The sequence below is a fragment of the Paraburkholderia franconis genome (genome assembly GCF_009362735.1).
Taxonomy (GTDB): Bacteria; Pseudomonadota; Gammaproteobacteria; order Burkholderiales; family Burkholderiaceae; genus Paraburkholderia; species Paraburkholderia franconis.
Genome location: NZ_WHNP01000026.1, coordinates 1 through 17,762, shown reverse-complemented (window position 1 = coordinate 17,762; position 17,762 = coordinate 1). Strand labels below are relative to the sequence as shown.

General features: G+C 61.2%; 13 protein-coding genes, 1 tRNA gene and 1 pseudogene. 12 read left to right on the top strand and 3 right to left on the bottom strand.

Features of this window, described 5'->3' with window-relative positions; genetic code table 11:
• Window positions 1–145 precede the first annotated feature (145 nt).
• The 7 genes from rsmB to GCT13_RS25195 all read left to right on the top strand — a co-directional run bounded on the left by rsmB (window position 146) and on the right by GCT13_RS25195 (window position 8,456).
• On the top strand, window positions 146–1,573 hold the full coding sequence (rsmB, locus tag GCT13_RS25225) for a 16S rRNA (cytosine(967)-C(5))-methyltransferase RsmB (RefSeq protein WP_152762737.1): 1,428 nt from the start codon (window positions 146–148) through the stop codon (window positions 1,571–1,573).
• A complete protein-coding gene (locus GCT13_RS25220; protein ID WP_321574612.1) occupies window positions 1,570–2,160 on the top strand; it encodes a DUF4390 domain-containing protein in 591 nt (196 codons plus the stop codon). The genes rsmB and GCT13_RS25220 overlap by 4 nt, the downstream gene beginning before the upstream one ends.
• On the top strand, window positions 2,150–4,564 hold the full coding sequence (locus tag GCT13_RS25215; RefSeq protein WP_321574610.1) for a sensor histidine kinase: 2,415 nt from the start codon (window positions 2,150–2,152) through the stop codon (window positions 4,562–4,564). The genes GCT13_RS25220 and GCT13_RS25215 overlap by 11 nt, the downstream gene beginning before the upstream one ends.
• Complete coding sequence (gene esaR, locus GCT13_RS25210; RefSeq protein WP_152762735.1) at window positions 4,565–5,254, top strand: response regulator transcription factor EsaR; 690 nt, start codon at window positions 4,565–4,567, stop codon at window positions 5,252–5,254.
• Window positions 5,255–5,337: 83 nt separating this feature from the next.
• Window positions 5,338–5,413 (top strand) — tRNA-Phe (locus tag GCT13_RS25205).
• A gap of 348 nt (window positions 5,414–5,761) precedes the next feature.
• Window positions 5,762–7,318 (top strand): site-specific integrase, encoded by a 1,557-nt coding sequence (locus tag GCT13_RS25200; RefSeq protein WP_152762733.1) that lies wholly within the window; start codon window positions 5,762–5,764, stop codon window positions 7,316–7,318.
• Between the two features lie 409 nt (window positions 7,319–7,727).
• Window positions 7,728–8,456, top strand: coding sequence for an SIR2 family NAD-dependent protein deacylase (locus GCT13_RS25195; protein ID WP_152762731.1), 729 nt, complete (start codon window positions 7,728–7,730; stop codon window positions 8,454–8,456).
• Between the two features lie 337 nt (window positions 8,457–8,793).
• On the opposite strand, the gene GCT13_RS25190 is transcribed toward GCT13_RS25195, so the two are convergent.
• A complete protein-coding gene (locus tag GCT13_RS25190; protein WP_152762729.1) occupies window positions 8,794–9,846 on the bottom strand; it encodes a hypothetical protein in 1,053 nt (350 codons plus the stop codon).
• Window positions 9,847–10,283: 437 nt separating this feature from the next.
• Between GCT13_RS25190 and GCT13_RS25185 the strand changes: the two genes are divergently transcribed.
• The 3 genes from GCT13_RS25185 to GCT13_RS25175 all read left to right on the top strand — a co-directional run bounded on the left by GCT13_RS25185 (window position 10,284) and on the right by GCT13_RS25175 (window position 12,178).
• Window positions 10,284–10,664: a hypothetical protein gene (locus GCT13_RS25185; protein WP_152762727.1), complete on the top strand. Its 381-nt coding sequence runs from the start codon at window positions 10,284–10,286 to the stop codon at window positions 10,662–10,664.
• An 806-nt stretch (window positions 10,665–11,470) separates the two neighbouring features.
• Window positions 11,471–11,647, top strand: coding sequence for a site-specific integrase (locus GCT13_RS51270; protein ID WP_193727756.1), 177 nt, complete (start codon window positions 11,471–11,473; stop codon window positions 11,645–11,647).
• A 195-nt stretch (window positions 11,648–11,842) separates the two neighbouring features.
• A complete protein-coding gene (locus GCT13_RS25175) occupies window positions 11,843–12,178 on the top strand; it encodes a hypothetical protein (RefSeq protein ID WP_152762725.1) in 336 nt (111 codons plus the stop codon).
• A gap of 173 nt (window positions 12,179–12,351) precedes the next feature.
• On the opposite strand, the gene GCT13_RS25170 is transcribed toward GCT13_RS25175, so the two are convergent.
• Window positions 12,352–14,034: a site-specific integrase gene (locus GCT13_RS25170; RefSeq protein ID WP_152762723.1), complete on the bottom strand. Its 1,683-nt coding sequence runs from the start codon at window positions 14,032–14,034 to the stop codon at window positions 12,352–12,354.
• Window positions 14,035–14,240: 206 nt separating this feature from the next.
• Window positions 14,241–14,915 carry a DUF262 domain-containing protein gene (locus GCT13_RS25160; protein WP_321574609.1) on the bottom strand — a complete coding sequence of 225 codons (675 nt, stop codon included), beginning with the start codon at window positions 14,913–14,915 and terminating at the stop codon, window positions 14,241–14,243.
• A 111-nt stretch (window positions 14,916–15,026) separates the two neighbouring features.
• Here GCT13_RS25160 and GCT13_RS25155 point away from each other — a divergent pair, with 111 nt between their 5' ends.
• Together GCT13_RS25155 and GCT13_RS25145 are read left to right on the top strand one after the other, a co-directional pair.
• Window positions 15,027–15,563, top strand: coding sequence for an OmpA/MotB family protein (locus tag GCT13_RS25155; protein ID WP_321574608.1), 537 nt, complete (start codon window positions 15,027–15,029; stop codon window positions 15,561–15,563).
• Between the two features lie 1,043 nt (window positions 15,564–16,606).
• A pseudogene (locus GCT13_RS25145) lies at window positions 16,607–17,590 on the top strand (IS3 family transposase); the annotation flags it as partial.
• Window positions 17,591–17,762 lie beyond the last annotated feature (172 nt).

Below are 17,762 nucleotides of genomic sequence, written 5' to 3'. Positions count from 1 at the left end.
CCTCGCCATCTCGGGAAAGGCTCGATCAGGAAAAGACGCGCTTTCGAAGACCGTGAAGGCCGCGCGCGCCGGTCCACGGTCGGCGTCACGTTACAATGTGGCGTCTGCGCGACACTTTCCGTAAGCGCTCGTTTTCCGCCTGTTCATGACCCGAAAGCCTTCTCAGCGTCCCATTTCACCGCCACCGCGTTCACGCGACACCCGCCTGTCGACGTTGCATCTCGCGCCCGAATCGCTCGGCTTCGCGCTCGATTGCGCAGCCCAAGCCGTCGGCGCCGTTCGCCAGGGCGCTGCGCTGCCTGCAGCCCTGCATTCGATTTTCATGTCGCTGCCGGAAGGTGTCGCGGCTGCGTCGCGTGGGGCCGTGCAAGACATCGCGTACCGGACGATGCGCCGGCTCGGCACGGCCGAGGGGCTGGTCGCGAAGCTCGTGCGCAAACCTCCGCCGCCGCATGTGGGACACGTGCTGGTCTGTGCGCTCGCGTTGCTCGTCGATGAAGAGAGCAACGCTGCGTATGCGCCCTTCACGGTCGTCGATCAGGCTGTGGACGCGATCGGCGCGCGGCGCGAGTTTGCGTTCGCGAAGGGACTGGTGAACGCGGTGCTGCGCAACTTTTTGCGTGAGCGCGAAACGCTGCTCGCCGACACGCGGAACGATGAAGTCGCTCGCTGGAACTACCCCGTCTGGTGGATCGATGCCGTTCGCAAAGCGTGGCCCGATGCGTGGCAAGACATCCTCACCGCTGGCAACAGCCAGGGTCCGCTGACGCTGCGCGTGAACGCGCGTCACGCGACGGTCGATGCGTATCTGCAAACGTTGCGCGAGCATCAGATTCCGGCGACACAGGTCGGCGATCACGCCGTGCGTCTCGACGCTCCGATGCCCGTCGAGCGCATTCCGGGCTTCAACGAAGGCGTCGTCTCCGTGCAGGACGCGGGCGCGCAACTCGCGGCGCAATGGCTCGGCGTGCGCGACGGCATGCGCGTGCTCGATGCGTGCGCGGCGCCCGGCGGCAAGACGGGCCATCTGCTCGAACTCGCGAACATCGACCTGATCGCACTCGAAAGCGATGCGACGCGCGCGCGGCGTATCGGCGAAAACCTGCAGCGTCTGAAGCTGAACGCTCATGTTCGCATCGGCGATGCGGGCAATCCCACGCAATGGCATGACGCCGCCGATCAGCCATTCGATCGCATTCTCGCCGACGTGCCTTGCTCAGCGTCGGGCATCGTGCGCCGTCATCCGGACATTCGCTGGCTGCGCCGCGCGTCGGATATTCCCTCGCTCGTCGAAGAACAGCGCCGCATTCTCGAAGCGCTGTGGCCGCTCGTCAAACCGGGCGGCGAATTGCTGTACGTAACGTGCTCGATCTTTCCCGAAGAAGGCGAGTTGCAGGCCCAGTGGTTTGGAAACCGACACGCGGATGCGGTACGATTGGACGCGCCGGGGCAACTGCTCCCAGCAGTCGCCCGCGCGCCCGCCGACGTTTCGGCTGGTTCCCGCGCCGGACAAAGCACTGGTTCGAGCTTAGACCACGACGGATTCTTCTACGCGCGCTTTCAGAAACGGTGATCATCAAACGCTTTCTTCCGCTACGGCTTGCGGCCGCGCTCTGGATTGCGCTGGCACTTTGCCTGACGGCAGCCGGACCGGCGAGTGCCGAATCGATCGCCGTGCAGCGCGCGTCCCTGCAATCCGACGGCAGCGGATGGAGCCTCGACGCGCGCTTCGACTTCGAGCTGAACAGCAATCTCGAAGATGCCGTCAACAAGGGCATACCGCTTTACTTCACAACGGACTTCGAACTGAGCCGGCCGCGCTGGTACTGGTTCGATGAACAGCCGGTGAGCGTATCGCAAAGCATTCGACTATCGTTCCAGCCCCTCACGCGCGAGTACCGTGTATCGACGGGCGGCCTGCAACTCGGCTTCGCCTCGCTCAACGAGGCGCTCGCCGTCATCAAGCATGTCACGTCGTGGCATGTGATCGATCGCAACCAGGTTCATGCGGGAGAAACGTACAACGCATCGGTGCGCATGCAGCTCGATATCGCACTGATGCCCAAGCCGTTCCAGATCGACGCGGTCAACAACCGCGACTGGAACCTTGCTTCCGACTGGAAGCGTTTTACTTTCACGGTGACCGAACGTGCTAAATAAAGTGCGCCGCGCCACCAGCGTCAGCAGCATCGTCGTCCGGTTGCTCGTGTCGACGGTGGCCGTCACGGCCGTCCTGCTGCTCGTGCTGCTCGCGGCGGCGAGCGCGAACACCGAGTTCTTCGATCGCTACTATGGCTGGCTCTACGCGGCCAATGTCGCGGTTGCGCTGATCTTCATGCTGATCGTCGCGGTGCTCGTGGTGATCATTGTCACGCGATTACGCAAGGGCAAATTCGGCACGAGGCTGCTCGCGAAACTCGCGTTCTTCTTCGCGCTCGTCGGCGTGGTGCCGGGCGGCATCATCTACATCGTGTCGTATCAGTTCGTGTCGCGCAGTATCGAGTCGTGGTTCGACGTGAACGTCGAAACCGCGCTCACGTCGGGGCTGAATCTCGGACGCGGGATGCTCGACGCGTCGCTGTCCGATCTGCAGACCAAGGGCCGCCTGATGGCCGAGCAACTTGCGAGTGCCGATTCCGCGGGGACGACGCTCACGTTGCTGCGTCTGCGCGATCAATTCGGCGTGCAGGACGCGACGATCGTCGAGCCGACGCGCAGCATGTCGGGCGCGGCGCCGGACATGCACGTCGTCGCGCAGGCGACGAGCAACTATGCATCGCTCGTGCCGAGCGACCTGCCGACGTCGATGATGATCGATCAGGCGCGTGGCCGCGGCTTCGCATCGATCGAAGGCGAAGTCGACGGCGATCCGAAAGCGCGCGGCGCAAAGGGCGCATTGCGTCTGCGCATCGTGCAGCGCATTCCCGACAGCAACGCGTCGCTGCTCCAGCCGACCGAGCGCTTCCTGCAACTCACGCAGCCGGTCTCGCAGACATTGGCGCGCAATGCGGATGCCGTGCAGCGCGCGTATCGCGAGTACCAGGAGAAGGCGATCGGGCGCACGGGTTTGCGCAAGATGTACATCGGCACGCTGACGCTCGCGCTCTTTCTCGCGACCTTCATCGCGATGATGCTCGCGCTCGCGCTCGGCAATCAGCTTGCGCGGCCGCTCTTCCTGCTCGCGCAAGGCACGAAAGAAGTGACGGAAGGCGACTACACGCCGAAGCGCGAAATCAAGTCGCGCGACGAGCTCGGCTTCCTCACGCAGTCGTTCAACGCGATGACGCGCCAGTTGTCGGAAGCGCGCGCAGCCGTCGAGGCCAACCGCATCGCGCTCGAACATTCGAAGGCTTACCTCGAAAGCATTCTCGCGAACCTGACGGCGGGCGTGTTCGTGTTCGACCGGCAGTTCCGCTTGATGACGGTCAATCGCGGCGCGGAACGCATCTTCCGTCAGCCGTTCGCGTCGATGCTCGGCTCGTCGCTCGATCGCATCGGCGTGTTGAGCGAATTCGGCGCGATGGTGCGCAAGGCGTTTGCCGATCTCGAAGCGGCGGGCGGCGGTCAGGACGATACGGGCCACTGGCAGCAGCAGATGGCCCTGCAAATACCGGGCGAAACCGATCCGCTGACGCTGCTTGCACGCGGCGCTCGGCTCGTATCGGCGGCGGGCAGCGACAGCGACGATGAAGAGACGTCCGGCTACGTCGTTGTGTTCGACGATATTTCCGACGTGATCTCCGCGCAGCGCTCGATCGCATGGGGCGAAGTCGCGCGGCGTCTCGCGCACGAGATCAAGAATCCGCTGACGCCGATCCAGCTTTCCGCCGAGCGCTTGCAGATGAAGCTCTCCGACAAGCTCGCGCCGTCGGATGCCGAAGTATTGAAACGTGGCGCCACTACAATCGTGAATCAGGTCGCGGCGATGAAGCAGATGGTCGACGATTTCCGCGACTATGCGCGCACGCCGCCTGCCGTGCTCGCGAATCTGCAGTTGAACGAACTCGTGAGCGAAGTGCTCACGCTGTATGGAATCGAAGAAGGCAAGAGCGCGATTGTCGTCGAAATGGCGGACTTGCCCGTTATACGCGGAGACGCAACGCAATTGCGTCAGGTGATCCATAACCTGCTGCAGAACGCGCAGGATGCTGTCGCCGATGTCGAGCACCCCCGTGTGTTGCTCGAGACGAGGACAGTAGAATATGGCGATCCCGACGCAGACGGCAAAGTGAGCGTCGCGGTGCGATTGACCGTGTCGGACAATGGTCCGGGCTTCCCCGCGCGCATCCTCACGCGCGCGTTCGAACCTTACGTGACGACCAAGGCCAAAGGTACAGGTCTCGGACTGGCCATGGTCAAGAAGATCGTCGATGAACACGGCGCACGAATCGATATACGCAACCGTCTGAAAGCGGGCGACGTAATCGAAGGCGCGCAAATTTCAATCCTCTTCCTTCAACTCGCAGATAACAATGCTGCGGCGCCTGGAAGCGGGCCGCAGGCGGCGCACGGCAGTGCGTCGCAGGGAAAGACAAAAGCAACAGTGCAGACAAGGGCAGCGTAAATGGCAACCATCCTGGTGGTAGATGATGAAATGGGCATCCGGGAATTGCTCTCGGAGATCCTGAGCGACGAGGGACATGTCGTGGACGTCGCGGAAAACGCGCAGGAGGCACGTGACTACAGGCTTCGTCAGGCACCCGATCTGGTGCTGCTCGACATCTGGATGCCCGATACCGATGGCGTAACGCTGCTCAAGGAGTGGGCCGCGCAAGCGCTTCTGACGATGCCCGTCATCATGATGTCGGGCCACGCGACCATCGACACCGCTGTCGAAGCGACGAAGATCGGCGCGCTCAACTTCCTCGAAAAACCGATTGCGCTGCAAAAGCTGCTGAAGGCCGTCGAGCAGGGGCTTGTGCGCGGCAGCGCAGCGCCCGCTGCGGGCGGCATGGCGGCCAAGCCGGCGATGGCGGGGAATGCGTCGGCTGTCGCATCGGCGGCGGCGCTGCCGATGATGTCCGCGGACAACATGGGCGGCGGCATGCTGTCGGCGCAGACGGCGTCGATTTCGTTCGATATTCCGCTGCGTGACGCACGCGATGCGTTCGAGCGCGCGTACTTCGAGTATCACCTCGCGCGCGAGAACGGCAGCATGACGCGCGTCGCGGAAAAGACCGGGCTCGAACGCACGCACCTGTATCGCAAGCTCAAGCAGCTGGGCGTCGATCTCGGCAAGAACAAAGGCGAGTAAGCGCAAAGCTCTTTTGGCACGAGTTTTTTTCGGGAAGGGCTTGAGAATCAGAAAATCGCTTGCTATACTCTCGCTTCTTCGTTGGCCCGGTAGCTCAGTTGGTAGAGCAGCGGATTGAAAATCCGCGTGTCGGTGGTTCGATTCCGCCCCAGGCCACCAGAACAAAATGCTGCGTTATCAACCAGATAGCACAGTGGCAGGAACAGAAAAGGCCTCCCCGTGAGGCCTTTTTTGCGTTTGTCTGGCAAAAATCTGGCGCGGCCGCTGCGGGCGCGTGCGCCCGACTGCGCACCACGGTGGCTGATGGCGCGCGACGCCGCACCCGGGCGACCGGGCACGGTGCCTCGCAAAATTTAAAAGCGCCGCTTTTAAACGCGCCGGTCGCGGTCATTACACGCAACTCCACCAACCAGGAGTTGCCATGCATCACGTTTCCGCTGTCGTTCATTCCCCGGCCTGCCCGCCGGTGCGCCCTTCCAATGCGCTTATCGTCGGCGGGGGGCTGTGATGGCGAGCATCTATCCCGAAGGCGCGGGCTGGGCCGTGCGCAACCGCTCCCGCAACGACACCTTCTATCAGGCGGGTTTCGCGACCCGGGCGAAGGCGCAGGCGTGGCTTAACAAGCGTGAGAAGGCCATCGAGCAACGCGGCAGGCCGTTCGGGCTTGGTCCGGAGAAAACCACGCTCGCCCAGGCGCTGGCCGACTACCTGCCCTTGCGTGTGCCGTACCTGAAGAGCGGCGACCAGCTGTGCCGCCGTATCAACCGCTTTATCCGGTACGGCCGCCTGCCGACGTACCAGACGATACCGGTGGCCCGACGCACCCACGAGACCCGCGACAGCTGCGACAGGAAGACCGTGTATTTTGAGCTCGAACGCGTGCCTTACACCCCCGTGCGCGTGATTCCACAGGGCCTTGGTGCACACCGGGCGGCGCAGGCCCGGCAGGGCGACACCTCGGAGCGGGTGCGCGAACGGCTGGCGTGTACGAAGGTGGCCGACATCACCCGGCATCACATCCAGCCGCTCATTCATGCCCTGCAGCAGGAAGGCAAGGCCGCGCAGACCATCGCGCACGAGCAGGCCGTGCTGCGCGAATTCTTCAACTTTGTGAAGCGCCAGTGGAACTGGGTCACGCCTGCAGAAAATCCGGCGGCGCAGCTGGAGATGCCCGACATCGACAATGCCCGCGACCGCGTGCTGACGCCCGACGAACAGGAGCGGCTGGAGGCGGCACTGCGCGAATGCCGCAACCCGTACGTCGCGCCCTTCATCGGTCTGCTGCTGGAGACGGCGATGCGCCAGTCCGAACTGCTCGTCACGGCGCAATGGCGCGACGTCGACTGGTCCCGTCGCGTGCTCAGGTTGTGGGATGCGAAAAGCGGGGGGCGCGACGTCCCCCTCACGCAGGGCGCGCTCGACATCCTGAACGCACTGCCACGCGGTGCCGCGGAAGACCGGGTCTTTCCGATGACCCTCAGTGCGCTGAATGCCGCGTGGTATCGCGCGATTGAGCGCGCCGGCCTCGAGAATCTCCACAAGCATGACCTCAAGCATTGCGCAGTAACCCGTTTCGCCGGGCTGCTGCAGGGCGACATCTTCCTGCTGAAGGTTTTCTCGGGGCACAAGACGCTTTCGCAGCTCGTGCGCTATGTGAACCCGAAGGTCGAGGATGCGCTCCAGGCGGTCGATGCGGCACAGGCGGCCCGGAAGGCACCACTGCACGCCCGTGGGCCCACGAAGCATCCCTCGGCCGGCGATGTGCTCAGCGCACTGGACGCGGCCGCAGCGTTGGACGTGTCTGAAGCGTCGTCGTCGACGCGTCAGACGCCTGATGCGCTGGCAGCGGCTGGCCCGGTCAGCGACAAGATGCCGACGCATGAGGGCACCGAGTGGCTGCCGGTGACGGCTGCGGGCGCCAGTGAACAGGCCACGCTCGCGCCGGTGGCGGATGCGTTGCCACCCATCACTTACCGCGACATCGTACATGCCGGCCGCACCAGTCGACGTGCCGGCAATGTCGGACTCCGCTTGCGTCGATGTACCGGATTCCGAGCAGGATGACGTCGCGCGGCTGCGGGAGCCGGAGGCGGCCCAGGTCATCTCGTTCGCGGCGTGGCGCGCGCGTCATGCAGCGTGATGGACGCCCGGAAGGCCGTTGATGAAAAGAAAGCGCCGGACGCTAACGGGCCCGTCGCTTTCTTTCAGAGGAGGCTCGAAAAAGTCACGGGCGCGGAAGCCGGTCTTTCAAGGTCAACCGGAAGACGGGTTCATGCCTACTCTGACTCAAAAGGCAGGGGGCGTCGCCAGCACAGCTTGGTGCCGCCCCAGCAGGGGACGGTCGGACCCGAATGGTTCCGGGAATCGACATTATTTAGTGCCTTCTCTTGGCGACAAGGGGGTTGCGAGGGTGTTTTCGGGCCCGTAGTTATACTTTGTTTCTGACCACCAGCCGCATCAACGGCCTCAAGCAATGAATCACCACGCACCTAGGCTCTATGTTTTTTCCGGTGCAGGACTGTCCGCCGAAAGTGGTCTCTCAACGTTCCGTACAGGCGACGGCATCTGGACTCGCAACAGCGTCGAAGAGGTCTGTAGCATCGACACGTGGCGTCGAAACCGTCCGGCGGTCTTCCAGTTCTACAACGACCTCATTCGCGAGAAGCACGACGCCGAGCCCAATACGGCGCACAAGCTTCTCGCCAAGTGGCAGAGCAATTGGGGAGCCGAGCGCGTGCAGCTGCTGACCCAGAACGTGGATGACCTGCTTGAGAAAGGGGGCGCCACCGCCGTCATTCACCTGCACGGCGACCTGAACTCGTTGCTCTGCACGGCGTGCGACTTCGCCTTTCCGAAGGAGGGACTGTATTTCGACCCTGCGGCCGCCTGCCCGATTTGCGGAAATCATGAGAGTGTCAAACCAGGCATCATTTTTTTCGGCGAGGCAGCACCTGCCTATCTCAACCTGCATCGGCTTCGGGCAGAAATGCGTGCGTGCGACCTGTTTATCGCGGTTGGCAGTGCCTTCGAGGTCATACCGCCCGAGGCAATGCTCCCCTGGGACCGACAAAACGGGCACGCGAGAAACTTCCTTGTCGACCCCTCGCCGAGCCGAAGTGAGATGTTCGGCGTCGTAGAAGCCCAACCGGCAACGATAGGCCTGCAGCACCTTGAAGGGCAGATTGCGGCCCTGATGGGATAGCCTGCCGGCCTTGTCCCGGCGTCCTGCACTGGGCGGATGCGGCGATGCTGAGGCCGCGTCCGCACAAATGCGCTACGAATTCATCGCACAATCCAGGCAGTGGGGACCCACTACCGTCCACCGCAACTTTCATTCGCCCCAGCCTTGAATCTCGTGACGTTCGCGCGCGGACCGTGCGCCGGCACGAGTTTGCGCTTCGACCGGAATGAAAGAAAGAGCCCGCCGGTGTGGCGGGCCAATCAACATCGCGCAGATATGTTGGAGACGGCTTGCTATGAGCGCACCTCGCGAAGGATGACTCGCAGCTCCGGAAATTCAACTGACTCGTGCTGCTTGCTCAGTCACCTGCTTTCGACGTCACCAAAGCGCGTTTCAGCATTGCCTCCGCCGTTGGGTAAAGCCGATACGCCGCGTCAACGGCTGAATCATGTTCGCGCCTGGAAATGGACGATGCAGCCTGTCGGGTGACCTGCTTTGCCAACATCTCCCAGAAGTGCGCGCTGAGTGACAGCAGGCGTGCTCCCCGTTGCAGACCGGTATCCCGGTCAACTATTTCCACAGCAAGTGCGAGACGAACGCCAGGGCGCCATTGTTCTGGCATGCCACGCGATTCTGCGGCATATAACCCGGCGTGAAACGGTGCATCCATCCAGGGAAGCCTGCCAAACTTCGCGAGAATGAAACTCGTTGCCTCATGGCCGGCGAGGGCAAACCGTGCATCGCCTCGCCGGATGTCACCGATTTCCTCGTCCGACGGTGAGGATAGGAATATCGACAGCGTCGGCCCAGTGCCAGTTGTGCAATTGAAAACAAGGCCGTCGGACGGCGGAACCGGCCGACGTTCAACCATCGCCGCCTCGGGCGTCGCCGTGGCATGGCACTGGTTTGCGCCCGGAGAGGTCGCCCGCACTTCGGCAATATGGGTAGCCAAGGTCCAGGCGACGCTCCGTTCAAACTCACCTGCGGTGGCGACGATGTTGAAATGACTGAGGGCGGCAACTTCCAGCCGGGCAGCAATCCACGGTGATACCGGGGCGGGTGCGTGACTCGTGCGTTTGAGAAGTGACTCTGCATTGAGCTTGTGCCAGAGAAGTGCCCCTTCAGGCGGCAGGAGTGATACGCCGAACGTGACCACCGGCACGAATGCACCACGCGCGGAAGCGAGCAGGCACGCATGATAGGCGCCGTCTTCCTCGCGAATCGTCATGAAGGCATCCGTCGCAACAAGTGGAACCGCAACCGGTTTGCCGCTCGCCAGCGCAGAAGAAATCAGCGGAGCGAAATGCGCGCGCACTTCCTCAGAAACGGATTCCGACTGGGCCGGAGAGGTGTGACCCGAGTCGATGCTGACGTGCAGGAAATGGTCGAACTTGATGCGGCTCTGATACATGCCAGGTGTCCCTGATGCAAATTGAATTAGGTCAGATGTGTCCCGCGCTTGCAGCCAGGTCATTTGGTCGCTCGCAAGACTCTCTGCGTTTATCAATCGATGTTTATATGTTTGCGCGCTTTTCTGGCGTTCGGCCGAAAGGTCCGAGTCACCGCCGCGCGCCTCTCGCTGACGTCCGCTGTCCGTCGTGCGCGTTTGGCAGGCCGGGAGGCGTCCTGCCCACCACGCAACGCGGTGCAAAATGGGAGTGAGAGCCTATCAAAAATATTTGGAATGCTAACGATGTTGCACAGTGCAACATCGCTCGAAGGGCGTGGCGCTCGTCTGTGCAGGCCTCGACGGGCTTGCGAGGGGCAGCCTGCCTGCGTAACGCGTGTTTCGCCGGACAGTCGTGGCTCGACCAGCGGGAATCGATTGCGCCCATGTGTCGGCAGTGCGTGCGGAATACGTTCGCGCTTGCCCCCGTCTATCGTGCACGCGTGCTGGCGGGCGAAGTGGCACTCGAAGTGCTGAGCGAGCGCGTGACGGACTTTGTCTGCTGTCTGGCGACTGCCATGCGCCAGTCCGGGCTGCTCGTCATGGCGCAATGGCGCGATATCGACTGGACGCGCCGTGTGCCCAAGCTGTGGAACGGGAAGGTGGGCGCCCGCGAGGTGTCGCTCACGCAGAAGGCCGTCGAACGCGAGACCGTCAGGCACTGCCCGGCATCCACATCTCCTGCGCATGAAAGTACCGTTGGCGCCAGGCCTCCAGGGCCACCTCCGTCCAGAAGTTGCGCTTGCCCAGGCGCGTCGGTGGGGGAAATTCACCGCGGTTAATCATGTTTTCGAGGCAACGCGGGAAATGCCCAGTTGCGTGCAGATTTCGTCTTTCGTCAACAGCTTCATTGTCATCGTCTCAAAGAAGGTGGGAGACGACGTGTAGCGACCGCCGGGCACGAGCCGGCTTTTTAAAGGTTTTCCCGCCTGGCGTAGGGGCGTACCAACCGGTTTTTAGGCGCCCCTGGCTGCATCCCTAATGAAGCCTGTCATCGGTGGAAAGGCGGGCTGCCGACAGTGAGAGACCAGCTAACCGGGACAACCCCCGCTCAATTTAAAAACGCGGGCTGGAGAAAGCGGGAGACGTTTTAAACGACCGTCGTCACGCGCACTACACGCAACTCCACTTAACAGGAGTTGCCATGTTTCAGTTTCGTTCTCCCGCAGTTCTCTGTGCCCCAACCGGCACGTCGGCGCACCGGTCCATTGATGCGACCCATCCCAGCCCCCGGTCGGAGCCGACGAAGCGGGGTACGTCCTTTGGCCCCGGCCCGCGCGAAACGACGCTCGCTGCGGCCCTGTTTGACTTTGTACCCCAACAGGTCACTTTCCGCGCAGGCACCGTCTTGTGTGGGCACATCAACCGTTATCTTCGGCACGCTCAACTGCCCATTTACACCGTTGAACGCGTCCTGCTTCACACGCTCGAGTCCGACCATGGGCGCGACACGGTTGCGAGTACGACGAAGCGGGTGTTCAGGTCTCACGTTTGTCTCAAGCCGCGCGAGCTGCAACAAGTTCAATACAAAAAAACGGAGTGCTAAAGAAAATCAGACAAGCTGCGCCAACGTCTCGCTTGCACGACCGTGTCGAACATTACGCGAGACGACATTCGGCAGCTAGTGGACGCCTTGCGAAGGGAGCGCCTGTCCGAGCACACTATCGTGCGTGAGCTTTTGATTCTGCGGGCATTTTTCAACCATGCGAGAAACACGTGGCTCTGGACGGAGCCGGAAGAGAATCCAGCAATCATGCATGACTGACTGCCGGTCATTGGCAAGTTGCTGAGAACCAGGCGAGCGCGTGCCTTGTCGCGCGCGCCGCCAGGCAAGACTCACGCATCATCACCCATGACGCACCGGGCCGTGACAGTCGGGCGCCGAACGTCCTGACCCTGTACGCCCATTACACGACGCCCAAAAAGGAGCGTCACTACACCGAACGGAGTTCCAACCGATATGCAAGAAGTCCCCGCTTTGTCGCCGGATTTTTCCACGGACCCTGGCGCCCAGGCCGCCCGGCGGCTATTCGAAATCTGTGCCCGGTTTGCCGAATACAGCACGCGGCCTGTCGCGGCGTTTCTGCTGAGCCTGCACAACGCCAGGATAGCGTGTCCGGATATGTACCTGTTGAGCGGTTACATCGACGATGCACAGTTCGAGGATGTCATGACAGTGATGCGATGGTTTCGCGACCTGCCAGGTCGTCGCGACCTCGTCGACGTTTTCGAGGGTGACGGCGAGCGGCTGATTGCCGGATTGATGCTCGACTTCGGTTTCGAGGCACGCCGTTGATAAGCGTGCAGGCATGGTTCTGGGCGCAGCACATGTGCACTCTCAGGTAATCGTAAGAAGGATGCCGGCGGCGAGTGAGCGATGGCGGCTCATTCGAATCTGCATCCGCCCGCGTACGCGCGGGCGGTTTCCTTTGCCTAGCCCGGAAGCACGACGCGCGCTCCGCGGAACGCTCAGGTGCGGGGCTGTCGCTCTCGTTCGACCTCGCGCATGGCCTCGGCGACGCCCGCGTGCAGCGTCCGAAGACCATCATCCACCTCCAGGTGCGCATAGTCTTTCATCACGGTAGCCAGCGTGTCGTGCAGCAGATGCGCGACAGTCAGGTAATCCCTCGGATGTCGTTTCAGGTGGTCGGTGGCAATGATGTGGCGAAACGCGTGGCCACCGAAGCCGGGAGTCTCTGGAAGGTACCGAGTCGTGACGACTTTGAGGCGCTTCGTCATCCCATCGCCCGTCCAGGGAATGGCCGCTTCGATGCCCTGTTCCTTGAGTGCGCCATTGCCGCGTCTCGGACCACTCACCGAAGGAAGGAAAAAGCGGTCCGTTTCAGCGCCGCACATATACGGACGCGCCTCCGCCAGATAGCGACGAATCCAGAGAAAACAGGACGGCTCAACGCTTGAATCGTAGCGTTCGCGCGCGGCCCCTTTCTCGTTTTTGAAATCGGACGGTTCGAATCGCAGGCGCCATTCTCCCTCCGCATTGCAATACAGGTTGGGCTTCGCCCCCCGGAAGCTCATCAAGCAAAGCTGACTGACGCGAAGCGGATTGCCGACGAGCATCTTGAGCAGACAGACGTCGCGAATCCACGCGACATAATCGCGATGGTGCGCCATCGGCGGCTCGTCTGCTTCCAGTCGTGCAATGAGTTGTATTAATACCTTCAGCGGAGAAGGCTCCGCAAGGATATCGCTCAAAGGCTCAGCCGGGTCGCGGGAATGTACGACATTGGCAGTGCGGAGATAGGTTTTCTCGAGTTCGACCAGCGCTTTATACGGTTTCTCGCAGTGTTCTCGCCAGCCTGCTTCCATCGCCCCCCAGTCGCGCTCGGCTAACACTCGAGCGAACGGCTCTCCGGCCGAGGCCAGCTCGTAACAGAGGTCGGAGCGGCACCATACAAATCCGGTAACAGGTCTGAGGTGCGAACGCACATTAGCAATGAATGTCAGAACTCCGTGATGCGTGATGTTGCCGGCACGTCGACGCAGCACTTGGGTGTAAGCGGTGACGTTCGGCACGGATGCGAGCCACCCGAGCGTATCGCACGATGCTTGCGGTTTACCACGACCCAATGGCGCAGGGGCTGCCAGGAACCCAAGGTAGCGTGAGATGAATCCGTAATGAACCGCGGCGGTCGCACAAACTTGCCCGTCGCAGAGCATCGTCCACACCACGTGATGTCCGACTGCCGCAGGTGATTTCATTCTCCACGTATTGCGCATGTCCGCTTCTGCTCGGGTGATATCCGATTTGAAGCGAATCAAATCTATCCACTGCGCCTTGAAACGTTCCGTCGGCGGCAGCGAGGGAATCGGGTTACGCCTGCGGTTTTCGCTGACTCGCTGGCCGAACGTGGTGGGCTGAGGCGGGAGTGCACCTTTCGACCGCTCATAACGTGCGCGCGTTTTGGCTGGCAGGCGTTTCGAGAGCGTACCACGAGGCAGACTCAGCGCGTCTTCCAGAGGAGGTAATCGGGCGACGCTGGCGGGCGGGAGAAGCACATCGCCGTTGAGCCAATTTTCCAGGCCCGCCTTTGGCACACCACTGCGCCTGCAAATCTCCGCTTTTGTGAGCCCGCTTTGAGTCACGGCCTGAATCAACGCAGCCGTAAACGACGCAGGGAGATTGTCAATCAAGAGACAGTCTTCGTAGTGTCGTTTCCAAAGCAGTATCTGCTCAGCCCGGTCCTTGCATGTTCGCGGTGATGCCTGCGTGGCGTATTCGTCCTGAAAATATCTGAATTGGCTTAAAAAATCATCGCCCAATTCTCCACTCTTCGTCGGACACGTCTGTCGGGTAGGGTTTGCGTCTTTCTTTTGTCATCCCTCCAGGGTACCAGGTTCTATAAAAAGTTCCTAACACGGTCTAGCTGGAGGTAGCTGTCGAGCGCCTTATGAATTGCATAGAGCCTCGTAGCATCGAATTCGATGGTCGGACTCAGTTCCTCGACGCACTCATGGTCATCGATTCGCTTAATCAGCTCGTTCGACAGCGTCGCGTCTGGCTCTTCGACCGGCGAGTCGGTCAAGTCGAGGCCACGCATGTATGCAAGGATGGCGTGGTACAGATACAGGTAGCTGCGCACCATGAGCGGCCGGTCCTGTTTCGGCGCTCGTTTCGGAGCATCCTTGGCCCTCAGCGGATAGCGTCGGCAGACTTCGTCCGCGCTGCCCGCTTCCGTGAGTGCTTGGATGTCCTCGCGTCCGGCTTCAGTTGGCCACACTTTGAAGCAGTCGTTCTGGTCGCTGTAGGCTCCCTCATTTCGCGTCGACATCGCGAGCATGGACGCAAAACCTTTCTCTGGCAGACGAGCAGCAACGTCCCGTAGCGCGAGCATCAGGAGATAAAGTGTGGTGGTTCGTTGCTGGCCGTCGATGACTTCCCACGTATTGACCCTACCGAAGTTCATGTCGTCGTCACGGCGCTCCAGGACGACGGAGCCGAGGAAATGGCTTTGCAGTTTCTCAAGCCGGAGACCGCTCTCCTGCGCCTTTTTGTGCGCAATCAAGGCGTCCACTCGGTCAGTGATGTCATCTGAAGCAGAACTTCAGCCATTGAATGCTGCGACTGGTCAATCTGTTGATGCTGCTGCGCAAGACCTCTCAAAGTGGTTTCAAGCGCCGCCGCAGTGGCTGCGAAGCTGGCTCTGCAAAGGGAGTTTGAGAAGGACCTCAAGCAGTGGAATGCGGAAATTCTTGGCGATATGACCATCAGGTTCAATGACCCGACGGTGCTGTTCGCAACAGGGTCGTCGGAGCTTCGCCCACGCTTCAGGGAAGTGCTGGGGCAATTCTTTCCTCGCTACGTGGCCCTGCTTACGTCGCCGCAGTTCAAGGGCGCGGTCAAGGAAATCCGGATAGAAGGGCATACCAGTGCAGCCTGGACCGGGACCACTGACGAACGTACCGCGTACTTCAAGAACATGGAGCTATCCCAGGCTCGCACTCGCAGCACGCTTGAATATTTGCTGTCGCTTCAAAAGGTGCGGCCGGAGGAGAACTGGTTGATTCAACATGTCACGGCGAATGGCTTGTCGTCTTCGCACCCGATATCGCCGGATGAACATTCCGCTGCCGCCCAGACTGCCAATCAACGCGTCGAATTCCGCATTGTCACCAATGCCAGCGACAAGATGGACCTCATTGCCCAGAAGCTTCAAAAATGACCATAAAGTTACCTGATTTCTTGATTTGGTCCGCGTTTAACGGGTTGCGCCGAAAGATGGGTGCACCATTGGTTGAGCGATTCGGTGCGAGACATCAAGTTACCGAGATAGAACTGCCCGTAATCGACAGGCTGAAAGGCGCTGGCATTGATGTTACTGCTGACCAGATTCAGGTACTGGATGACGGCACGCTCGCGTATAGGGGCTACCGTGTTCTTGTTTATATCCGAGACGTTCCTGCCATCGGAAATCGCGGAGGCATGCCGAAGTACCATTTCGCGCACTGCCGAACGCTTGAAACGATGTACAGGAACCAACGGGCGGAGCGGTATGTGGTCGCGATTTCTGACTCGGGTCTCTTTCAGGTAAACGTCTCGGACGGAGGCGTAACGCCTAGGTCGGTGCGGTTGGATGTCTGCCAGAATTGCCTTGCTCACATTTCCCTGGAAGGGATTTGACATGCAGATGGCGCGGCCGAGCCGCCTTTCGATTGTCGACCAGTTCAGGCTCCCGGAGTTCTTCGCCAAATATCCGAAGGACCTGATGGCGGTCACACCGAAACACACATCCGATACCGCTCCGCTAAACGTGTACAGCAAGGACTGGGACGAGGTGTCAGCTAGAACGCGTCACAGCCGCGGATTCAGGTGCGAGAAGTGCAGCATCGTCCTGGCGGGCGCGGAGTCCAAGTATCTGCATGTGCATCATCGAAATGGACAGAAGCATGACAACAGTGATGGAAATCTCGAGGTTTTATGCATTGGTTGCCACGCCGACGAACCTCTCCACATGCACATGAAGGGCCTTCCAGATTATCGTGCGTTCGTTGACCGATATCGGAATACACAGCGGTAGAACCGCCATGCTTTCGTCGCCAAGTTTTTTTGTTTGCCAACCGGCTTTACGGCAGTATTCCTCAAATCTTTACCTGGAATGGTATCTACGAAGCTCCCACAGATGCGACGCCCGCTAGAGACGTCGTCTCCTAACCGTGAAGTTGACCCGGCAAAACGGACACCTATCCTTTTACAGGAGGTGCCGAAATGGGCAAGACTCGTACACCGTACCCGGCGGAATTCCGGGCGCAGATGGTGGAACTGGTCAAGGCCGGGCGCACACCGCAGGAGCTCGCTCGCGAGTTCGAACCGACGGCGCAGACCATCACCAACTGGGTTGCGCAAGCCGAACGTGATGCTGGGGCGAACCAGGCCCGTTGGCCCATAGCCACGATGGCGCGGCTGCTCGGGGTCTCGACGAGCGGCTATTACGCGTGGCTGATACGCGAGCCATCGCAGCATGCTGGCAGTGATGCGCAGCTGCTGGCGCGTATCCGCACGCTGCATGCGAGTTCGCGCGGCACGTACGGGGCACCACGTATCCATGCGCAACTCGCGCGCGAAGGCGTGCACGTTGGGCGCAAGCGGGTAGCGCGTCTGATGCGCATGGCTGGTCTGTGTGGCGCCAGCCGACGGCGCTGGCCACGTACCACACGGCCGCGTGCGGGGGCACGACGTGCGCCCGATCTGGTACGCCGGCACTTTAGCGCCGACGCGCCGAACGTGCTGTGGGTGGCAGATGCCACCTACATTCCGACCGGCGAGGGGTTTCTATATCTGGCTGTGGTACTCGATGTGTTTAGCCGGCGCATCGTGGGCTGGGCGATGTCGAACCATCTGTACACGGAACTGATGTTGCGTGCGCTCGACATGGCACTGCTGCAGCGACAGCACGAGGGTGTGATTCTGCATTCGGACCAAGGCTGTCAGTACACCTCCATTGCCTTCGGCCGACGTTGTCGCGAGGCCGGTGTGCAACCGTCAATGGGGACGGCCGGCGACGCCTATGACAACGCGATGTGTGAGTCGTTCTTCGGCACACTTGAAGCAGAGCTGCTGTCGCGCGAGCACTTCGCAACGCATGAACAGGCGCGTCGACGTGTGTTCTCATTCCTGGAAGGCTGGTACAACATACGCCGCCTGCACAGCAGCATCGGTTATTGCTCGCCGCTCGAATTTGAAAACCTGCATGCGCCACATCAACCGACATCGCATCGCGGGTTGCCCACCGCCGGGCAGCGTCATGGGCGAGAGAAGCGCCCCGCTGCCCGTCCGTGGACAACCCGCTGCTCAACGCCCAATGGAGGCTAAATCACATTCAATCTCTGACTGCAGATCGGTCCGCTGAACCGGGTCAACCTCA

Coding starts and splice junctions, on each gene's coding strand:
- rsmB (WP_152762737.1), top strand. CDS start 146: ATGACCCGAAAGCCTTCTCAGCGTCCCATTTCACCGCCACCGCGTTCA.
- esaR (WP_152762735.1), top strand. CDS start 4,565: ATGGCAACCATCCTGGTGGTAGATGATGAAATGGGCATCCGGGAATTG.
- GCT13_RS25200 (WP_152762733.1), top strand. CDS start 5,762: ATGGCGAGCATCTATCCCGAAGGCGCGGGCTGGGCCGTGCGCAACCGC.
- GCT13_RS25195 (WP_152762731.1), top strand. CDS start 7,728: ATGAATCACCACGCACCTAGGCTCTATGTTTTTTCCGGTGCAGGACTG.
- GCT13_RS25190 (WP_152762729.1), bottom strand. CDS start 9,846: ATGTATCAGAGCCGCATCAAGTTCGACCATTTCCTGCACGTCAGCATC.
- GCT13_RS25175 (WP_152762725.1), top strand. CDS start 11,843: ATGCAAGAAGTCCCCGCTTTGTCGCCGGATTTTTCCACGGACCCTGGC.